Source organism: Geobacillus sp. LEMMY01, from assembly GCF_002042905.1.
GTDB lineage: Bacteria > Bacillota > Bacilli > Bacillales > Anoxybacillaceae > Geobacillus > Geobacillus proteiniphilus.
Map to the genome: position 1 here is coordinate 1 of NZ_MVKA01000022.1, position 19,085 is coordinate 19,085.

General features: G+C 52.2%; 23 protein-coding genes. 17 read left to right on the forward strand and 6 right to left on the reverse strand.

Features of this window, described 5'->3' with window-relative positions; all coding sequences use genetic code 11:
- The first annotated feature begins 465 nt into the window (after positions 1-465).
- The 6 genes from B1A75_RS19385 to B1A75_RS11500 all read left to right on the forward strand — a co-directional run bounded on the left by B1A75_RS19385 (position 466) and on the right by B1A75_RS11500 (position 5,391).
- Positions 466-771 carry a hypothetical protein gene (locus B1A75_RS19385; protein ID WP_139761729.1) on the forward strand — a complete coding sequence of 102 codons (306 nt, stop codon included), beginning with the start codon at positions 466-468 and terminating at the stop codon, positions 769-771.
- 76 nt (positions 772-847) lie between these two features.
- Entirely contained in the window at positions 848-1,231 is a 384-nt protein-coding gene (locus B1A75_RS11475) for a hypothetical protein (protein ID WP_074043480.1), read from the forward strand.
- Between the two features lie 444 nt (positions 1,232-1,675).
- The gene (locus tag B1A75_RS11485; protein ID WP_074043478.1) at positions 1,676-1,900 is read left to right on the forward strand and encodes a glycosyl hydrolase-related protein; all 225 of its coding nucleotides are present in this window, start codon (positions 1,676-1,678) and stop codon (positions 1,898-1,900) included.
- Positions 1,901-2,368: 468 nt separating this feature from the next.
- Positions 2,369-3,103 (forward strand): CAP domain-containing protein, encoded by a 735-nt coding sequence (locus tag B1A75_RS11490; RefSeq protein WP_013145590.1) that lies wholly within the window; start codon positions 2,369-2,371, stop codon positions 3,101-3,103.
- Positions 3,104-3,241: 138 nt separating this feature from the next.
- Complete coding sequence (locus B1A75_RS11495; protein ID WP_079936221.1) at positions 3,242-4,507, forward strand: MDR family MFS transporter; 1,266 nt, start codon at positions 3,242-3,244, stop codon at positions 4,505-4,507.
- 134 nt (positions 4,508-4,641) lie between these two features.
- Positions 4,642-5,391 (forward strand): zinc ribbon domain-containing protein, encoded by a 750-nt coding sequence (locus tag B1A75_RS11500; protein WP_079936222.1) that lies wholly within the window; start codon positions 4,642-4,644, stop codon positions 5,389-5,391.
- Here B1A75_RS11500 and B1A75_RS11505 read toward each other — a convergent pair.
- On the reverse strand, positions 5,381-6,043 hold the full coding sequence (locus B1A75_RS11505; RefSeq protein WP_079936223.1) for an SIMPL domain-containing protein: 663 nt from the start codon (positions 6,041-6,043) through the stop codon (positions 5,381-5,383). The two genes, B1A75_RS11500 and B1A75_RS11505, sit on opposite strands and share 11 nt — an antisense overlap.
- Positions 6,044-6,063: 20 nt before the next feature.
- Positions 6,064-6,192, reverse strand: coding sequence for a hypothetical protein (locus B1A75_RS20545; protein ID WP_013145587.1), 129 nt, complete (start codon positions 6,190-6,192; stop codon positions 6,064-6,066).
- 160 nt (positions 6,193-6,352) lie between these two features.
- Here B1A75_RS20545 and B1A75_RS11510 point away from each other — a divergent pair, with 160 nt between their 5' ends.
- Entirely contained in the window at positions 6,353-6,997 is a 645-nt protein-coding gene (locus tag B1A75_RS11510) for a 5-bromo-4-chloroindolyl phosphate hydrolysis family protein (protein ID WP_013145586.1), read from the forward strand.
- Between the two features lie 2 nt (positions 6,998-6,999).
- The gene (locus B1A75_RS11515; RefSeq protein WP_176202411.1) at positions 7,000-8,190 is read left to right on the forward strand and encodes a toxic anion resistance protein; all 1,191 of its coding nucleotides are present in this window, start codon (positions 7,000-7,002) and stop codon (positions 8,188-8,190) included.
- 338 nt (positions 8,191-8,528) lie between these two features.
- Here the strand turns inward: B1A75_RS11515 and B1A75_RS11520 are convergent, their stop codons facing one another.
- Together B1A75_RS11520 and B1A75_RS20550 are read right to left on the reverse strand one after the other, a co-directional pair.
- Complete coding sequence (locus B1A75_RS11520; RefSeq protein WP_013145584.1) at positions 8,529-9,041, reverse strand: YndM family protein; 513 nt, start codon at positions 9,039-9,041, stop codon at positions 8,529-8,531.
- Positions 9,042-9,056: 15 nt separating this feature from the next.
- Positions 9,057-9,185, reverse strand: coding sequence for a hypothetical protein (locus B1A75_RS20550; RefSeq protein WP_303048390.1), 129 nt, complete (start codon positions 9,183-9,185; stop codon positions 9,057-9,059).
- Between the two features lie 149 nt (positions 9,186-9,334).
- Between B1A75_RS20550 and B1A75_RS11525 the strand changes: the two genes are divergently transcribed.
- The 5 genes from B1A75_RS11525 (at position 9,335) to B1A75_RS11545 (ending at position 13,357) form a co-directional block, all read left to right on the forward strand.
- Entirely contained in the window at positions 9,335-9,529 is a 195-nt protein-coding gene (locus B1A75_RS11525; protein ID WP_013145582.1) for a YozQ family protein, read from the forward strand.
- Positions 9,530-9,679: 150 nt separating this feature from the next.
- The gene (locus tag B1A75_RS11530; RefSeq protein WP_013523547.1) at positions 9,680-10,087 is read left to right on the forward strand and encodes a VWA-like domain-containing protein; all 408 of its coding nucleotides are present in this window, start codon (positions 9,680-9,682) and stop codon (positions 10,085-10,087) included.
- A 177-nt stretch (positions 10,088-10,264) separates the two neighbouring features.
- Positions 10,265-11,566, forward strand: a complete 1,302-nt coding sequence (locus B1A75_RS11535; protein WP_013145579.1) for an ammonium transporter — start codon at positions 10,265-10,267, stop codon at positions 11,564-11,566.
- A 17-nt stretch (positions 11,567-11,583) separates the two neighbouring features.
- Positions 11,584-12,636, forward strand: coding sequence for a DUF294 nucleotidyltransferase-like domain-containing protein (locus B1A75_RS11540; protein ID WP_079936225.1), 1,053 nt, complete (start codon positions 11,584-11,586; stop codon positions 12,634-12,636).
- Positions 12,629-13,357, forward strand: coding sequence for a 3'-5' exonuclease (locus B1A75_RS11545; protein WP_013145577.1), 729 nt, complete (start codon positions 12,629-12,631; stop codon positions 13,355-13,357). Before B1A75_RS11540 ends, B1A75_RS11545 begins: the two co-directional genes overlap by 8 nt.
- A 179-nt stretch (positions 13,358-13,536) precedes the next feature.
- Here B1A75_RS11545 and B1A75_RS11550 read toward each other — a convergent pair whose 3' ends face one another.
- Together B1A75_RS11550 and B1A75_RS11555 are read right to left on the reverse strand one after the other, a co-directional pair.
- Entirely contained in the window at positions 13,537-14,028 is a 492-nt protein-coding gene (locus B1A75_RS11550; protein ID WP_013145576.1) for a PCYCGC motif-containing (lipo)protein, read from the reverse strand.
- A gap of 176 nt (positions 14,029-14,204) precedes the next feature.
- Positions 14,205-15,179, reverse strand: a complete 975-nt coding sequence (locus B1A75_RS11555; protein WP_013145575.1) for an ABC transporter substrate-binding protein — start codon at positions 15,177-15,179, stop codon at positions 14,205-14,207.
- Positions 15,180-15,378: 199 nt separating this feature from the next.
- Between B1A75_RS11555 and B1A75_RS11560 the strand changes: the two genes are divergently transcribed.
- From B1A75_RS11560 to B1A75_RS11575, 4 genes are read left to right on the forward strand one after another with little or no spacing between them, the layout of a single operon-like run.
- Entirely contained in the window at positions 15,379-16,380 is a 1,002-nt protein-coding gene (locus B1A75_RS11560) for a FecCD family ABC transporter permease (protein ID WP_079936226.1), read from the forward strand.
- The gene (locus B1A75_RS11565) at positions 16,377-17,429 is read left to right on the forward strand and encodes a FecCD family ABC transporter permease (RefSeq protein WP_079936227.1); all 1,053 of its coding nucleotides are present in this window, start codon (positions 16,377-16,379) and stop codon (positions 17,427-17,429) included. The genes B1A75_RS11560 and B1A75_RS11565 overlap by 4 nt, the downstream gene beginning before the upstream one ends.
- 12 nt (positions 17,430-17,441) lie before the next feature.
- Positions 17,442-18,254 carry an ABC transporter ATP-binding protein gene (locus B1A75_RS11570; protein WP_079936228.1) on the forward strand — a complete coding sequence of 271 codons (813 nt, stop codon included), beginning with the start codon at positions 17,442-17,444 and terminating at the stop codon, positions 18,252-18,254.
- Entirely contained in the window at positions 18,254-18,991 is a 738-nt protein-coding gene (locus B1A75_RS11575; RefSeq protein ID WP_013145571.1) for an IucA/IucC family C-terminal-domain containing protein, read from the forward strand. The genes B1A75_RS11570 and B1A75_RS11575 overlap by 1 nt, the downstream gene beginning before the upstream one ends.
- Positions 18,992-19,085: the final 94 nt, after the last annotated feature.

Sequence of the window (19,085 nt, forward strand, 5' to 3'; positions counted from 1 at the left end):
ATCCACGACTCATCCCGTGGCCCGAAAGTGTTGGTCGTGGGCTGCCCGGTGCTGGCAGAAAAAAGCCCTCCTCGCCATTGCTCGGCGGATGTTGGTGATCATCTTTTGCATGATCTCCCGCAAAGAGCCGTTCCGCCAACCACAACTTATTTAGTCTAGCCAAAAGGCAGACAGGTTATACGAGATGCCTAAAATCGGGCACCTCTGCTTTCCTATTGCCTTTTTTGGCCATTTTCAGTATACCCTCACGGATCAGGAGCGTATACCGCACTCACCAAGTGGTGGGGATTTTCACGGAAAAAGCAGTAGCGATGATGAGAAGGAAGATTGGTAGCATCCGTTCGCGCATAGGTGATCTCCCATGTTTTTCATTTATTTTTATCGTATCAGCCGTTGGATGTTCTTGTAAAGATTGTTTTTAATGGTGTTTTTTAAGCAAAAATACTAAAAAATAAAAAGAACATATTGAAAAAAAAAACAATTTTGGATTATTATTATCCTAAGAATTATGATCTTGGAGGGATGACAATGCCTACCGTTTCTGTTAAGCAGTATTTTCAACAGAAACCAAATTCTTATGTTCCCACGATTGTAACTACAAAACCTTCTGGCTCTGTGACAGCATCAGTGTCATATACACCAGCGAAAGCAACGATTTCTAAGGATGTTGTAACGATTAGCGATGCTGCTAAGAGAGCTTATGAACAGAAGGTTTCCAAAAATCAAGTTTCTAACACGCTAACCAATCAAGTTGTTCAATCAATTTCCTGATGACTTATCTGGATGGGCTGGGGATTTACAAACTGCAGTCATAGACCTTCAGCGGAATACAAACGATTCGAACGATTTGAAGATTCTTCAGAAAGAAGCTAAAAAGATTATAGGTGGGAATAGTTCGTTTTCTACCTCCGATTTGCTGGCTGATATAGATGCTGTGAATATTGCAAATATGATAAGAGGAAATTCTAAACTACATTTGTCCGACGCCATTGAAAAATATTATTCAAAATCTGGGGAAGTGAATAGACGGTTTAGTGAGTTTATTGAATCGTTTGGAGGCAAAAAAGAGTTCAAAGAAGCTGTCAATAATGTTAATTTAAAAACCGGACCTATTGTAATGGATAGTGGCAAGTTTGAGAAGTATGGAATTCCGACAGATAACCAAGTGAAAGCCATTCGTGAAGCTTTCATTAATCATGTGCTAGATCAAGCAGCAAAAGAAAAGAAATAAATGTGCCCCCTCATTATTTATCTAAAGGGAAAGGAAATGCTTTATGAATCCTTTGAAACAAACAAGAAGCAAGACGATTATTTATAGTTCTCTATGTGTATCTGTTATCTTGTTCATTTATGCGATCAGCACGTTAATTATTGGTCCAAATATAATGAATACCTGGTTTGCTACTATATCTAGGGGTTTGGTTGCGATTATGTTTGGAGCGGTTTTTCTTAAGAAAACAAAAGGGGAAATGGATAAAAAAATTCGTTTTTTTAGAGTGCTTATTTGGATGTGCACTTCTTTCATCGTTTTATGCATCTTATTTGTCGTATTCCTGTATTTAGTTTTTTAACGTTCCGTTGGCGCTAAAAGGATATAAGTCTCATCGCTTCCAAAACTTTTCGTATATTTAAGGAAGTGATGAGACTTGTTATGTTTATATCAGGATGGGGATCGATGCACTTTGACGAACGGGTGCGGCTGTATGCCGATAAGCTCCTCTTTTACAATCCGATGCCAACGACGACGGCGGCGGCGTTCCAATGGAACAAGCCGTTCTCGGGCGTTTTTCGCGCGAATCTCAACGAGGAGCCGCTTGACTCGCTCGCGGCGGACGAATGCGGGACGTTTGCCGTCGAGGTGAAGCCGAATGAAGTGCAAACGGTGCTCGTTGTCGACTAGGAACGAAAAAGATCATGACAGAAGCTGGGGCTGATCGCCACCAGCTTCTTTTTTAAAACAAGAATGTGAATATCTCCCCTGTTTTGTAACACAGATGTAACAATTGTTAAACGAAATGGTCCAAAAAAGAGGCTGTCAACTCCCTTTTTCCTAGAAAAATGTGGGTGGCTAGAATAATAGAGGGGAAAAAGGAAGGACAGTTAGTGAAAGGATGCCACTTCCAATCGTTGCAACTGCCGTGATGGGCAGCCAACTGTCAATGAAAACAAGCGCTTGTTTTTCCGGGTGTTGCCAGCCTGCGTTTTTTTTCCATTTTAGCCCAAAAATATTACAAAAAACTCGTGTTATAATGAGGGCGAAGGCAAGGGAACAACGAAACCGTTCCTCTTCGAATCTCATCGTGTAGGCATGACTGACGGACGCAATATCTCTGAAACTTTCAAATAGAGGATACAAGGAGGAATTCCGATGAAGAAAAAAACGTTAGCAACAATCGCAGCTTCGGTCGCACTCGCCGGCGCTTCGTTCGCGGCAACGAAAACGGAAGCAGCTGGGACGACGTGTCCGACAGCGAATGCGTATCAAGTAAAATATGTCAGCACAAACGTTCAAGATTTTGAGAAATGGCTGCAACAATACTTCCCGTTCGTGTCGTTCCAACCCGTAAAACCGGCAACACAACAACCGGCGGCAAAACAGCCAACGACAAAACCGCAGGCGCCGGCAACGGTCAAACAGCCAGCGACGAAACCGGCTGCGAATACGCAAGCACCGGCAAAAACGCCAGCGACGGCCCCAACAGCAGCGCCGCAAAAAGCAACTGGCTTAAACGCCTATGAGCAACAAGTCGTTGAACTGACGAATAAAGAGCGGGCAAAATACGGCTTGCCGCCGCTTCAAGTTGACTTGGCCCTCAGCAAAGTCGCCCGCGAAAAATCGCGCGATATGGCGGTCAACCACTACTTCTCGCACAACAGCCCGACGTACGGTTCTCCATTTGAGATGATGAAAAAATTCGGCATCTCGTACACGGCTGCCGGGGAAAACATTGCCAAAGGCCAACGCACACCACAGGAAGTCGTCAATGCGTGGATGAACAGTGAAGGCCACCGCGCGAACATTTTGAACAAAAACTTTACGCACATCGGCGTTGGTTTTGAAGAAAATGGATATATTTGGACGCAGCAATTCATCCGCAAGTAAGGAGCAAAATAAATGTAAGTCCTGTCCATCCGCAAGATGGGCAGGTTTTTTATTTGAAAAATATTTCTCCGATCCTTTATAAAAATATGATATAATTTCCAAAGAAATTCGAAAGACGAAAGATTAGGGGGACAGCGGATGCGAATACGCGATTGGGACCGCAACCTAAAAGTGCGCCTGTTTGGCGAGGCGCTCATGAATACGACGTTTTGGATGTTTTTTCCGTTTATCTCGATTTATTTTGCCGATGCCTTTGGCAAAGAGACAGCGGGGTTGTTGTTGATTGTTTCGCAGTTGTTCTCGGTCATCGCCAATTTAATGGGCGGCTATTGTGCTGATGTATTCGGACGCAAGCGGATGATGGTGTTATCCGCCTACGGACAGGGGGCGGCGTTTTTCGTTTTCGCCTTGGCCAGCTCCCCGTGGTGGTCGTCGCCGTTTGTTGGATTTCTTAGTTTTACGCTGGCTGGCATTTGCGGGTCATTTTATTGGCCGGCGAGCCAGGCGATGGTGTCCGATGTGGTTCCGGAGAAAGACCGGAGCGATGTGTTTGCTGTGTTTTACACATCCATCAATATTTCTGTTGTCATCGGCCCGACAATTGGCGGTCTTTTTTATGCTGAGCATCGGTTTGCCTTATTGCTTTTGGCGGCATGTTCATGTTTTGCGATGGCAACACTGCTCTCCAAAACGTTGCGTGAGACGGCGCCTCTAGCCGCAGCCGGCCAACAAAGGAGAGGGACATGGCAGTCTTTTTTGCGCACGCAGTTCAAGCAGTATGCCATCATTGTCCGCGACCGTGTCTTTTTCCTGTTTATCGTTGCTGGAGTGTTGGTGGCACAAACGTTTACACAGCTTGACTTGCTGATCCCGGTATATACAAAAGAAACGGTCGAAGCCGAAACATTGGCAGGATGGACGATTGACGGCGCGAGCGCCTTTAGTTGGCTCATTGCCGAAAACGGTCTGTTGGTCGCACTATGCACGGTGGCTGTGACGCGTTGGATGTCTCGCTACTCGGAGCGGCAGGCGTTTGTGGGTTCATCCGTCTTATACGGCATCTCGATGTGGCTGTTTAGTCAAACGTCTTCGCTGCTCGGATTGATCGCGGTCATGGCGCTGTTTACGCTGGCTGAGCTGATGACAGCTGGCTTGCAGCAGTCGTTCATTTCCCGCTTGGCTCCGGAGGCGATGCGCGGCCAATATTTTGCCGCCGCCAGTCTCCGTTTTACGATCGGGCGGATGTTGGCGCCGCTGTCGCTCGCCGCTGCGGAATGGATCGGCTATGCATGGACGTTCGTTGTCCTTGGGATGCTGGCGCTAGGAAGCGCGGCCTTATACGCCTGGATGTTTCAACAAGTCGGGCGGCGAATGGAGCGACCGAACGCTTCGTTTTTGCGATAATGGGCGGTGCAAACGGCTATCCGTTTTTCGCTCAGGCGGGTATAATAAAAAGCGCACCGTTGTTCGTGTAACATATATTCCCTGTCTCTGACATAAAGTGGAACTAGACAGCGAGAAGGAGAGGGGAAGCGCTCATGAAACCGCGCGTGTTCGAACCGGATGCAATTGAGGGGGAAACGGGAAGCCGCGGCGGTCAGAACGGCGCCGCGGCGTTGGCGCGCAGCGAAAAGAGGCAGCAGGCGCGCGTTTTGTCTCGGGAAAAGAGGAGAAAAAAGCAATACCGTCTCATCGGCTGGCTGCTTGTCTCCATCGTCGTTCTGTGGGGGGCGAGCGCGCTTCTTTGGAGCGGGTATGGGGCGTTGAAGACGGCCGCGAGCCGAGAAATGGCGATTATGCGCTTAAAAGATGCGATCGAAGACCGCGATGTGGCCGCTTTGCAGGCGATGCTGCGGGTGACGGAGGAAAGCGTGCCGATCAACGAGAAAACGTTGGCGCCGTTGTTCGCGTATGTGGAACGGCACCCAGAAGCGTATGAACAGCTAGATCGGGAGTTTGCCCGCCAGCGCAAGAGCGGCCACGTGTATATTAAAGGATTGACATCTCACCCGCCGGTGTTTACGATTCACGTGTTTGAGGACCGGTATGTGTTTGAGCCAGCCCTCTATTTTCTCCATGTGCGCGTCGATGATCCGGAGGCGTTGCTTGTCGTCAATGGGGTGAAAACGGAAGAGGAGGCGACGAAAGACCCATTTGTCAAAAAAATCGGCCCGTATTTGCCGGGCGCGTACGCTGTAACCGTCGTCCATTCGAATGGGAAAAAGAAAACCGTCCGCGTCGAGCTGTTTGGCGGCGCCCGCGTCCATGAAGTCGATATCACGAAATGAACGAATAAGCAAATACCGCTTCCACGACGGCGGTAATGACAACATCTTGCGTCTGCACAGGCGGCGCTGATGAGGAAACGCTGAGAACAGTCGGACCGTATGGCGTCGGCCGGATCGATGACTGTTCTTTCAGTTCAATCGGCGTGTCATAAAGAGGCAAGCTGAGAGCGCGGGCGATGGCCAGCGCTTTTTCTTTGGCGTTTTTCACGGCCAACGCCAATGCCTGCTGGTAATGGGCTTGTTCGTTTGCTAGACGGAATTCCAAGCCGCGGGCGAGGTTTGCTCCATGGGCAACGGCCGCCTCGTAAATGGCGCCGGCTTTTTTAGGGTCGCGGACGGTGATTTCAAGCCAATGTTCGACTCCATAGCTGGATAATACGTCGGCTCCATTGTGATGTTCGTATTGGGGATAGATGGAAAACGCCGTCGTCTCCAAATCTTCTGTTTGCACGCCAAGCGCCTTGAGTGCTCCAATGACTGCGTCGGTGCGTTTCGCGTTGTCAGCAAGCGCTTCTTGAATATGGACGTGTTCGGTGCGCACCCCGAGCGCAATGAGGACGGTGTCTGGCTTGGCGCTGACTGTCCCTTGGCCGGTGACGGTCAGTGCGGCGCGGGAGGCGGTTGGCGGTGTGGGGCGGTGCCAAGGCTGCATCGTGTTCCCTCCTTCTGCTGTTAGGCAGTTTTTTTGTCATCATCCGCCGCCTGCCAATAGTAGACGCGCGGCAGTCCGGCATAGCACCAATATTCTTTCAACAGCGAGATCGCGACAAAGGAGACAAGCTGCCAATTGATCGCTTTCATCCCGATTCCCCTTTCGATGGCCCTGTTACTATAGCCTATTCGAAACGGCCATTGTCCTATGCGCGCCGTCCAGTTGGCGATGAAACTTCTTTGGGCGCTTGTACGTATCATGGAATGGACATGCTATAATGAAAGAAAAGATTAAAGAAGGAGAGGGACAATGAAGCAGCTGCTTCGTACGATATGGCGTTGGTTTGTCTCATGGAACGCAGGGGTCATCGTCGCGGTGATCGTATTCATCGCTGCTGATTTTCGCTTTTGGCCTTCGATTTTATCCGGAATGGGGGCGATGTGGGGGGTGTCCGCCATCATGAAAAGGCGGCATCATCGCCTGCCGGCTGATGTGTCCGCTGAGGAGCTTGTCTACGTTCGCAGCCAGCTTGGCGAAGCGCGCGCGTTATGGAAGCGGCTGCGTCGCGCTCGCTATCGGCTTCGTTCTGTGGTGATGTGGCAAACGGTTTCCCGGTTGAGTGCCATCGTCGATCGAATCATTCGCGCCATCGAGCAACAACCACATCAACTGCGCCTCGCCCAGCCATTTTTCTTAAACGAATGGCCGACGGCGGTGGAGATGGTGGAGAAATACGTTTATTTGGCGCAACAGCCGGTGCAAAGCGCCGATATGGCAAAAGCGTTGCAGGAGACGGAAAGAGTGCTTGACGAGCTGACTTCAGCGGCTGAACGGCAGTTGCTTGAGGTGTTATCGAACGACATCTGGTCGTTGCAAACGGAAGCGAAATGGCTCGAGCGATCGCTCCGACAATCGGATGGGCTTCGTCTGCCGCTGTCAAAGAAAGGAGAATGACGATGGACGAACGGAATCACGGGATGAAATCGACGGATTGGCTGCAAGGGCTGGAACGGACAAGTTCCCTTGATGAGCTGCTTGCAAAGCCGTTTTCTTCGCCGGCCGAACCGCGGCTCAAGGAGGAAGAAAAGCCGGCGCGCGCGCTTGATGCGTTGAAGCCTGAGCATCGGGAAAAAGCGCTTGCGCTCGCCAAACAAATCGACCCGGCCAACCATCAGGCCGTCTTGCAATACGGTGTGGCGGCGCAAGCCGAGCTGTCGAAGTTTTCTCATGCGATTTTGCATCATGTGCAAACGAAAGACGCTGGGCCGGTCGGCGAAGTGATCAGCGAACTGATGGCCAAAATTAAGGAGGTCAACCCCGATGACCTAATGCCGGCGAAAAAAGGGTGGCTGTCCCGCTTGTTCGGCGCAGTGGCCAAGCCGCTGCAAGAGATGGTGGTGAAATACCAAAAAATCGGCGTTGAAATTGACAAAATCGCTGATCGGCTTGAGAAGCACCGGCATTTGTTGCTTCGCGACATCATGATGCTTGAGACGCTCTATGAAAAAAACAAAGACTATTTTGAAGCGCTCAATATTTATATTGCGGCAGCGGAATACAAACTCGAAGAGCTGCGGACGAAGACGATTCCAGAAAAGCAAGCGGAAGCGGAGCGCTCCGGCGACCAAATGGCATGGCAGGATGTACAGGATTTGCGGCAGTTTGCCGAGCGGCTTGAGAAGCGGGTGCATGACCTAAAGCTCAGCCGGCAAGTGACGATTCAAACGGCACCGCAAATCCGCATGATTCAGCATATGAACGAAACGCTTGTCGAGCGGATTCAATCGTCGATTTTGCATGCCATCCCCCTTTGGAAAAATCAAGTCGTGATTGCCTTGACGCTGTTTCGGCAGCAAAGGGCGGCTGCGGCGCAAAAGCAGGTCGCCGAAACGACGAATGAGCTGTTATTGCGCAATTCGGAGATGTTAAAAACAAACAGCATTGAAATCGCCAAGGAAAACGAGCGTGGCTTGGTTGATATCGAAACGTTGAAGCGAACACAAGAAAATTTGATCGCTACGCTCGAAGAAACGTTGAAAATCCAAGCGGAAGGCCGATTAAAACGGCAGCAGGCCGAACGCGAGCTGGCGGCGATGGAAGCGGAATTGAAACAGACGCTGCTTGCGCTGAAGCGACCGGAGCAATAAGGGCGGATAGGAGATCGTCCTGTTTCGGCTTGCGGCCAAACGTCCGATGGATCCGACCATGGCTGTAGAAGAAAGCGCCGAAAAACCAAAGATCCTCATGCGAAACGGGTGTCTAGCGAACGAGAAGACACCCGTTTTTTCGTTGGCCATCTGTTTTATGATTTCCCAATTGAAGCTCCCCCACTTCCCTTTTGTACAGGGCGCAACCCAAAACGAAGTGGAGATGCGGCCATTGAATGTTCCAAACAAAGGTGGAGTCATTCACGTTGAAGCCCTGTTTGGAAGGAAGGGGAAGAGGCTGGCGTCTCGGACTGCAGCCGCCAACATTTGTTCCTCCTTCATAGGATGGGGGGATGGGGAGGCTCTTGATGATGCTGTTCATCCTCTTGTTCCGCTCGTTCACGATCGTTGCCGTCCGGGCGGGCAGCGCGGACATCAAACTCTTCTGCCGCCTCCGTTTGCCATTGGCGGCCGATAAGCGGGGCGTCTTTTTCACCGTGCTCGACAGTGACAAATCGCAGCACATAGGCGTGAAACAGCAATTCTCCGAACGCTGTAAGCAGAGCAGAGAAAAACGCCGCGTTTAATATGGCGGCGCCGGCGATGTCATAAAACGCGCCGATGCCGATCCATACCGCCACAAACACAAGTCCAAAGTCGGCAATCGTCGCTGAGACGTTGCCAAGGCGCCGCAGAACGTACAAGTCGCCGAGCGCATAGGCGACAAGCGTCAGCCAAAGGCTAAACCATAAAATCTCTGCCGATGAAATGCGCAAAAACAGCGGTAAAATGGCAAACATCACCGTGGCGGTCAGCAAATATTTCAGCACTAACGCAAGCAAATGTCTCATTGGGATTCGCCGCCTTTATTCTGCTGGATGGTTTGGACCTTCTAGTTTTTTATCGCCGTCCCCCGGCTGTTTTTCCCTGTCTTTGTCCGGTTGTTGTTTTTTTTCTTGTTGTTCAGGGCTGTTGTTTTGCTTTGGCTGTCTCATTAGCCATCATCCTCTCTTTCCATTTGTTTATCGTTAGTTTGCCGCGTTTGTCTTGATGTATACATACATGATCCATAAACTTCCTCTTTTTATTTTCCCCCCCTGTTCTACATTAATATAATGAACGGCATGAACAAGGAGGAATACAGATGGCGGAAAACAAACAATCGCTTGAGATGGCTGGACAGCAGTATGTCCCGTCGAATGATGAGGCAGCTTCGTTTCTTGGTTCAGCATTGGCTGAAACACATGAACAAGTGAGCGATATGTACGCGGAGGGAACCATCGAGGCCACGATCGAACACAAAAATGGCTCAGACTCCCCCCTTTCTCCGCGGGAGTAAGAAACGTCAAGGAGCTGTTCCTTGGCGTTTTGGTTTATGTTTGTGAAACGGGAGGGGAAAAAGGAAAGAAAAACAGTTCGTACTTTCCCCCATCGTCGTCTATACTAGTAGTGCGCACGGCGATTCACCGATATAAGGGGGATGATCATCGTGAGATGGCAGCGGGCTTTATTGGCGTTGCTCAAAGAGCGGAAAGACCATTCCATCGCGTTGGCGATCGACACATCAAACCGTCCGGAGCGGCCAATGCTCATTCAAAACATTGTGAAGCTGTTTGAAAAGCTGCGCCCGGACACGCTGCTCGTCCAAGCGGATTTTAAAATTCGCGATGTATCTCCGGTTGGCGTGGCGACGATTAAATATTTCAAGCACGGGAAATCGTCGTACACCGAAGTGCTGGAATGGGCCGCTGCGCAAAAAATCGATACGTTGTTTTACATCACCGATGTAACCGGCTATTTTTATGAAGAACTGCAAGTTGACTATGAAGTGTTTTGGCTTGTGCCGGACGATTATATGCCGCGCGTGCCGTTTGGCAAGCCGATTCGCGTGGCGTAACACTGTGAGGAATGCCCTTCGTGATGAGGGGCATTCTCTTTTTTTGTTAGAAAACTTAACAAATTTTTTGTGCATGAAACCGATTACAACCAAAAACAGACATTGCTTTTGGTGTATTTGTGTTATATATTATGACATATAAAAGGAATGATAAATAACAAAAAGGGGGATGCGTAAATGGATGAAAAAACGTTGACGCTCGGGCTGGATGCCCTTTGGGTCATGCTTTCGGCGGTGCTCGTCATCGGCATGCAGGCAGGGTTTGCTTTGCTTGAGGCTGGATCAACGCGCATGAAAAACTCCGGGCATGTGGCTGGCAAACAAATTTTAAGCTTTGCCATCGCCTCATTGGCGTTTTGGGCGTTCGGCTTTGCTATTACGTTTGGGGCTGGGAATAGCTTCATCGGGACGGAAGGATGGTTTTTAAAAGAAGGAAAAGGAACGTTTGACTCGTTGTCGTGGGCGAATGTGCCGCTCGAGCTCAAATTTTTATTCCAGCTCGGCTTTGCCGGCGTGTCGCTGGCCATCGCTTGGGGCGGCTTCGCTGAGCGGGCGAAACTGTCTGTTTATTTTCTTTTCGGCACGATTTTTACGATCGCCATTTACCCGGTGATCGGCCATTGGGTGTGGGGCGGCGGCTGGCTTGGAAAAATGGGAATGCAAGATTTCGCCGGTTCGACCGTTGTCCACTTGCAAGGAGCGATTGCGGCGCTCGTGGCTACAATTTTGCTTGGGCCGCGCATCGGCAAGTTCAATAAAGACAAGACTCCGAACGTCATTCCTGGGCATAACCAAGTATATACGGTCATTGGCGGATTGATTTTATGGATCGGCTGGTTCGGCTTTAACGCTGGCAGCACGATGGCGGTTGGCGACGGATTTTTCGGCTATGTCGCGCTGACGACGAATTTGGCCGCCGCGGCGGGAGCGATCGCCGCGATTGTGACGGCGAAAATTTTGGTCGGCAAAGCGGACATTCCAGCGATGGTCAACGGCGTGCTCGCGGCTTTGGTTGCCATTACCGCCGCGTGCGCGTTTGTCGAACCGTGGGCGGCGGTTGTGATCGGTGCAGTGGCGGGGTCGTTTACGTTCTGGACATCCATCTACTTTGAACGCAAAGGGATTGACGATCCGATTTATGCTTTTTCCGTCCATGGTGTCGCTGGCATTATTGGCACGATTTCAACCGGGTTTTTCGCCTCGCCGCGTTTAGTCGAGATCACGGGCATCGGGAAGGCTGGACTGTTTTACGGCGGCGGATTTGATCAGCTGATTGTGCAAACGGTCGGGGTGCTCGGCGCTGCGGTGTATGTCGCTGCTGTTTCGTTTGTCATCTTATATGCCATGAAGAAAACGATCGGGCTGCGTGTCACGGCGGAACAAGAAATTTCAGGTCTTGATATTAGCGAGCACGGTTCTTATGGCTATCCGGAACAGCTCGATCCGGCGTATCAGCCCAAGACCCTCGCCCAGCAGTAGCCAGGAGGGGAAAGGTGATGGAATCGTTGGCGGCAAAGGTGGTCGAGCGGCTAAACCGAGCTGAGTCGGCCGCCGAACTTCGTTTTTGTCATGATGAACTGGCGCGCGAACTGCGGCGCTGTCTGGCACCTGAACAAATGAAGCAGCTTGCAGGCGACGTCGTTTGCGTGCATGAAGCCATCCTTCGCCGCGCGTTTTTCCTTGCGGAGCGGGAGACGATGAAACGGTCGGTCGGCATTCGTCCCCCGGCGTGGTGCTGGTATGTGATGGGAAGCATCGGCCGACGTGAGCCGACGATTTGGACGGACCAGGACCACGGCATTTTATTCGACTGTCCTGAGGAAGAGGAGGCGGCTTGTTATGAATTCATCCGCCATATGGCGGCGGTTGGGGTGGACATGTTGCATGAGGCCGGCTATCCGTACTGCTCCGGTTACGTGATGGCGACGAACAAGCGGTGGGCGCAGTCGGTCCGCGGTTGGGAGCAACAACTTTCTTCCTATTTAGACAGCGGGTGGCCGAACGACATTCGCTTTTTGTTGATCGCGATGGATATGCGTCCGCTTTATGGCGAGACGGAATTGGCTGAGGAGGGCAGGAGGATGCTGTTTTCGGCGGTGGCCAAACGGCCGCCGCTGTTGGCGCGCATGGGGGAGCACGTTCAATTTCCTCCGGTTCCGCTCGGTTGGCTGGGCAACGTGCAAACGGAGCGATGGGGGCCGCACAGCGGGGCCGTTCATATGAAACAAAGCGGCTACGTGCAGCTCACCAATGCCTTAAAATGGTTGGCCTGTTTTGCGCGCGTCCCGGCGGCGGACACGGCTGAGCGGCGACGGGCGCTTGAGGCGGCTAGCGTATTGACGGCGCCGCTTTCCGCCGCCGTTTGCGAGGCGCTGTCTGTTTACTATTCGATTCGTCTTAAGTACAGCACCGAGGCGGGGGACGGGCGTGAATATGTGTTATGGCGGACGCTTGAGCGGACAGAGCAAAAGCAGCTGAAGCAAGCGATGCGCACCGCAAAACGGTTGCAGCGCTTTGTCGCCCGGCGGGTGGCTAACATTCATGCATGAGCGGCACCGTTTTTGGCAGCGGGCGCTCCGCTTGTTGTCGCTCGGCGTTCCGCGCGAGGCATCATCCGCCTTATTTGGGCATGACCATTCGCTGCAACAGGAAACATGGCTTCGCTCGCTGCAAAAGGAAAAACAGCACATCATCGATTGGCATGACCGTTTGACTGACATCCCGTTTGTCATCATCGATATGGAAACGACCGGCTTTTCCCCGGAGCAAGGCGATGAAATTTTGGCCATGGCGGCAGCGAAAACGGTTGGAGGAGTCGTGACCGATGCGTACATGACGCTCGTCAAGCCGGAAAAGCCGATTCCGGAACATATTTCCGCCTTGACCGGGATTGAGGCGAAGGATGTGGTGTTCGCTCCGCCGCTTGCCGAGGCGCTGCGCACGTTTGTGCCGTTTATTGCCGCCGGCGTCTTAATTGGCTATCATATCGGTCATGATTTGGCGTTTTTGCGCCATGCCCTTTGGCGTCATTATCGGCAAAAATGGAGCGGACGTTTTGTCGACTTGCAGCCGATGATGACGCTGATCGGCCATTCGTGCCCGACGTTTGACGATGCGTTAGCTTGTTATGGCATCTGTTGCCCGCGCCGCCATACGGCGGATGGCGACGTCGAAGCGATGGCGAAGCTATGGGCGATCTTGCTCGATGAATTCCGCCAGCGCGGCATCGACACGCTGCATGATCTGTACGCCGCGCTCAGCCGGTGTTGATGTTGCCTGTGCGAAGCCTTTGTGAACTCTCCTTGAGAGGAGCGAAATCCAGTTTAAGCAGCCTGTTTCTGTTGATCGAAAAGCAGTGGGCGCTCGGCGGGACAAAAAGGGGGTTGCAGGCAAAGGGGGGCTGGTTGCAGTGAAAAAAGCGCCGGATTTGGCGCTTTTTTTCGTTCGTATTAGAGCGGCTTTGTCGGCGTCGGTTCGGCGTAGCCTTCTTTATATTTTTCATCGATCATATGCCGAATGTCTTTGATCGATTTCCCTTGATCGTAAGCGGCGATCGATTCAGCGGCGATGTCGAGGCAGACGCCGCATTTGGTCGCATGATCATCCCAGACGACCGAGCCGTCTTTTTTATTTTCATACACAAAGCAGTCATAATTGTTCTTATGGCCAGCCGATTGCCCGCAGCCGCAATAGCAAGGGATATTCTCAAGCAGCTCGCGGTGTTCAGCAGCCTGTTGGTACAAGACAGCCATCTCTTCTTCAAACGCGCTCAAAAAGCTTGGCAAATGCTCGATCGATTTTGTCGTTTCACGAATATCGCCGGTGGCGGTTTTCGTCATCTGTGAGCGGCTTTGTTCCTGAACGCCGTCATCGGTGCAGCTTGAGAGCAGAACGCTGAATGACAATACACATGCGGTGATGAAGGCAGAACGTTTCACCATCTTTCTTCCTTTCCGTGCGAGGTTTGCATTTTGAATGTACCATACCGATGGATAAGCAGCAACTATTTTTGCCCTTGGGAAATGAAGTTAGCGTCGAGACGAGCCACAGGGCAGGAATGATGGAAGAGGAAAAAGGCAGAAGCAGCTGACCGCTTCTGCCTTTCGTTAGCGGGCGATTATTGCCCTTGCAAGAAATATTTCTCAATATCATCCAACATCAAATGAGCCGCGAGCACACCGCCAGCCGTGTTCCAAATCGTGTCGCTCACTTTGTACACCTTGCCTTGTTTCGCGACGTTTAAGTTTTGAAAGAGCGGGTCGTTGATCCATTCTTTTTCAAGTTCGCTCGCTTTGCCGTCCCCCGTCTCATATGTAAAGTAGAACAGGATGTCGCCATCCATTGCTGGAATGCGTTCTTTCGTCACGCCGGTTTCCGCAAAGTCGTTTACGTTTTGCGATTCCGGGCGGGCGAAGCCAAGTTGATCCAAAATGACGCCGGAGAACGAGTCTTTATGGTAAATGCGCACGTCGCCGGCCATAAAGCGGACGATCGATACTTTCATCTTCAGCTTGTCGCCGAGTTTTGCTTTTAAGTCTTCAATGCGTTTGTCATATTCAGCAATGATTTGTTTCCCTTTTTCCTCTTGGTTCACAGCTTTCGCATACAGCATAAAGTTGTCTTTCCAGTTGCCGCGCAGCGTTTCTGAGAACACGGTCGGGGCGATTTGGTTCAACTGTTCATAAATTTTTTCATGGCGCAGTTTGTTGCCGATAATCAAATCTGGTTTCAAGGCGGCGATCGCTTCGACGTTCGGCTCTGACTCCAAACCGAGCTCTTTGACGCCTTCCATTTTATCTTTAATATGGTCGTACCACGGATCGCCCGTCCACGATTTGACGGCGCCGACTGGTTTCACGCCTAGCGCAAGAAGCGCTTCTGTTCCTTCGTTCGTCAAAATGACGACTCGTTTTGGCGTTCCTTTGATTTCGGCCGTGCCCATGGCGTGTTCGACCGTGTAGCTCACTTCCGCTTTCGCCCCATTGTTTTCCGCTGGTTTGGCTGTTTTTTCTTCCTGCTTTCCGCCGCAGCCGGCAAGAAGCAGGAGGGAAAGGATGAAGGCGGAAAGAAGGGTGAGATGCCTTGATTTCATTAGCTAATCCCCCTTTGAATTTGATAATGAATTTCATTTACGTTGATATGATAAATAAAATTGAGAATCATTGTCAACTATAAATGAAAAAATGATAAAAAAATCATAAGAAAATGCGAAAAAACATTGACGATGAGAGTCATTATCAAATAGACTTGACGATAGAGATATAGAAAATGAAGCAAGGGAGATCTCAGAGATGCTGGCGACAAACCGTCAAAAAATGGTTGGCCTCATCGGTTTGCTGATTGTGCTGCTTGCCGCCATGTGGATGAGCATCGTTTGTGGATATACCGACACGAGTTGGCGGCAGGCGGTGGCGGCTCTTATCGACAATAATGGATCGAACACCCATTTAGTCGTGGCGACGGTTCGGCTGCCGCGAGCGTTGATTGCGGCTGCCGTTGGCGCCAGCTTGGCGATGGCTGGGGCGCTCATGCAAGCGCTGACGCGAAACCCGCTCGCTTCGCCAGGCATTTTCGGCATTAACGCCGGGGCCGGTTTTTTGATTGTTGTGATGGTCACCTTTTTTTCCATTTCTTCATTGCAAATGTTGTCTTGGGTCGCATTTATGGGGGCGGCTGCCGCGGCGGCGATCGTGTTTGTGATCAGCGCCGCGGGGAAAGACGGGCTGACGCCGCTCAAAATGACGCTTGCCGGCACGGCGGTCGCGGCTTTATTTGCCTCGCTGACGCAAGGAATGCTGGCGATGAATGAAAAAGCGCTTGAAGAAGTGCTCTTTTGGCTGGCCGGGTCGGTCGCTGGCCGGAAGCTCGAGTTGTTGACGGCCGTTTTTCCGTATTTGGCAGCCGCTTGGATTGGAACCTTGTTGCTGGCGCGCCATGTCAACATCTTAATGATGGGAGACGATGTAGCGAAAGGACTCGGACAGCGAACGAATTTGATCAAGGCTGCCGCCGCTCTGTTAGTCGTGCTACTGGCTGGCGGATCGGTCGCCGTCGCCAGTCCGATCGGCTTTATCGGCATGATGGTGCCGCATATGGCGCGGGCGCTGGCCGGCGTCGACCACCGCTGGCTGCTCCCGTATTGCGCCTTGCTCGGCGGGATTTTGCTTCTTATGGCCGATATTGGGGCGCGCTACGTTCTGATGCCGCGCGAAGTGCCGGTCGGCATCGTCACCGCCTTGCTCGGCGTTCCATTTTTCATCTACATTGCCCGCAGGGGGATCGCCGCAAAATGAAAAAATACATCACGGTCCGAATGGGAAAACACATCTCGTTTTTCTATGACAAAAAAGCTGTTGCGGTGCTCGCCGCGCTCATAGCAGCGGCCGTCTTCCTTTTCGTTATCAGCATTGGCAGCGGCGAAATGCGCATGTCCCCGCTTGAGGCCGCTGCCGCGCTGTTCGGATACGGAGAGGAAATTCATCAGACGGTGATTGTGACGTTCCGCCTGCCGCGCGTATTGGTTGCCTGGATGGCGGGGATGGCGCTGGCTGTCGCCGGCGCGGTTTTGCAAGGAATGGTGCGCAATCCGCTCGCTTCGCCGGATGTGCTCGGCATCACCGGCGGAGCGGCGGCCGCGGTCGTTGGCTTTTTGGCGCTGTTTAGCGATGAAAACAACTCTTTGACCGTCAGCATCCACTGGCTGCCGCTTGCCGCCTTTCTCGGCGCTACGGCCGCTGCTTGGCTCGTATATATGCTGGCGTGGAAAAACGGCCTCGCCCCGCTTCGGCTCGTGCTTGTCGGCATCGGCGTTTCTGCGCTCATGCAGGCGTTGACGACACTGTTGATGATCACAGGACCCATCTATCGGGCGAGCCAGGCAAACGTGTGGATTACGGGCAGTGTGTATGGTGCTTCTTGGCAGCACGTTTCGCTCATGGCGCCATGGGTCATCGGACTGCTCCTTGTGGCGATATTGGCCGCGCGGCATGTCAATGTGCAGGAGCTGGGCGATGAGCTGGCGATTGGGCTTGGCGGGGCGGTCGAACGGCAACGGCTAGGACTTGTTTTGCTTAGCACCGCGCTCACCGGCGGCGCGGTCGCTTTCGCCGGCGGCATCGGCTTTGTCGGGCTGATGGCGCCGCATATGGCGCGCCGCCTTGTCGGTTCGGCGTTTGGCGCTCTTCTTCCGACTGCTGCGCTGTTAGGCGGTGTGTTCGTCATGGGGGCGGATTTGGCTGGGCGGCTGCTTTTGGCGCCGACGGAAATTCCGGCTGGAGTGTTTACCGCGGCGATTGGAGCACCGTATTTCATTTATTTATTGTACCGAAGTCGGAAATTATAAGGAGGGATGCGCATGCATGGGTTGCAGGCGAAAGAGTTGACGCTATCCTATGGCGAGGCGATCGTTATTGACCGTTTAGACTTGACGATTCCAAAAGGAAAAATCACGGTGTTCATCGGCGCGAACGGCTGCGGCAAGTCGACGTTGCTGCGCGCCTTGGCCCGGCTGCTAAAACCAACAAGCGGCGCTGTGCTGCTGGATGGAAAAGAAATCGCCAAACAGCCGACAAAAGAAATCGCCCGCCGGCTCGCCATTTTGCCGCAGTCGCCTATGGCTCCGGAAGGACTGACCGTGTTGCAACTTGTGAAGCAAGGGCGCTACCCGTATCAAACGTGGTTCAAGCAATGGAGTGACGAAGATGAGCGGGCGGTTGTGCGGGCCCTAGAGGCAACTGGACTCGCCGAATTCGCCGAGCGGCCGGTCGATTCGCTTTCCGGCGGACAGCGCCAACGCGCATGGATCGCCATGACATTAGCGCAAGAAACAGACATCATTTTGCTTGACGAGCCGACGACGTATTTGGATCTCGCGCATCAAATTGACATTTTAGATTTATTGTTTGAGCTGAATGAAAAAGAACGGCGGACGATCGTCATGGTGCTTCACGATTTGAATTTAGCGTGCCGTTACGCCCATCATCTCGTCGCCATTCGCGATAAAACGGTGTATGCCGAAGGAAAGCCGGAAGACATCATTTCCCGCCAGCTCGTGAAAGACGTGTTTCAGATGGATTGCCAAATCACGTACGATCCGATCTTTGGCACCCCGCTTTGCATTCCGTATGGGAAAGGACGGCGAATTTTACAGAAAGAAGGCGTATCATGATGAGACTGCGTGAAGACGAAATGAAAACGTTGGAAACGTACCGTTTTTCAAGCGGGGCGGCTGATGTCTCGTCGTCGATGTTGTTTGCTTGGCTGCTTCATGACGACGGGCAGCTCGCGAAGTATGTCGCGCACGTCCGCACCGAGATGGGAGCGGCAAATGACGCCGTTGCGGCGTCGATGCTTGTCAAGCGCTTAAGCTTTTTGGCGCCGATGACGCTATACGCCATGTCGGTATGGAACAAGCGGCTTGTGCTCGATCCTGGGCGAATTTGGCTTGACACGGACGGCGAAGGGGAGATGTGGATGCCGCGGTTTCGCTTTGAGCCGCCGGAAGCGGAGGCGTGCGGCATTGAGCGCAGCCGCTGGCGCGAGCAAGTCGTTCGCGACGTGTTCGCCGGCTTGTTCGCTCCGCTCATCGCTCGGTTGCGGCGTCTGACGCGCATATCGCCGCTCGTCTTATGGGAAAATGTCGCGATTTACGTGTATTGGGTATATGAACGTTGGCTCGAGGATGAGTCGCTTGCCCCGGTCGCCGACCGGCTGCGCGATGATTTCCGCTTCCTTATTCATGAAGCAGACGGCCGGTTGTTTGGACAAAAAGACAACCCACTTCGCCGCTTTTTTAAAGGGGCAAGCGGCATGCAGCGGACGACGTGCTGCCTGTACGTGAAAACAAATGGGGGAACGTGCTGTCAAACGTGTCCCATTCGCGCCCGCCAACGGCAAACCGGGTGACCGGAAGGCCGCCGGTGGGCAGTTCCATATTTTTGACAAAATGTTTGCGAAATTTGTTGATTTTTGCCGTGATTTTCGTGAAAATGGAAGTGTG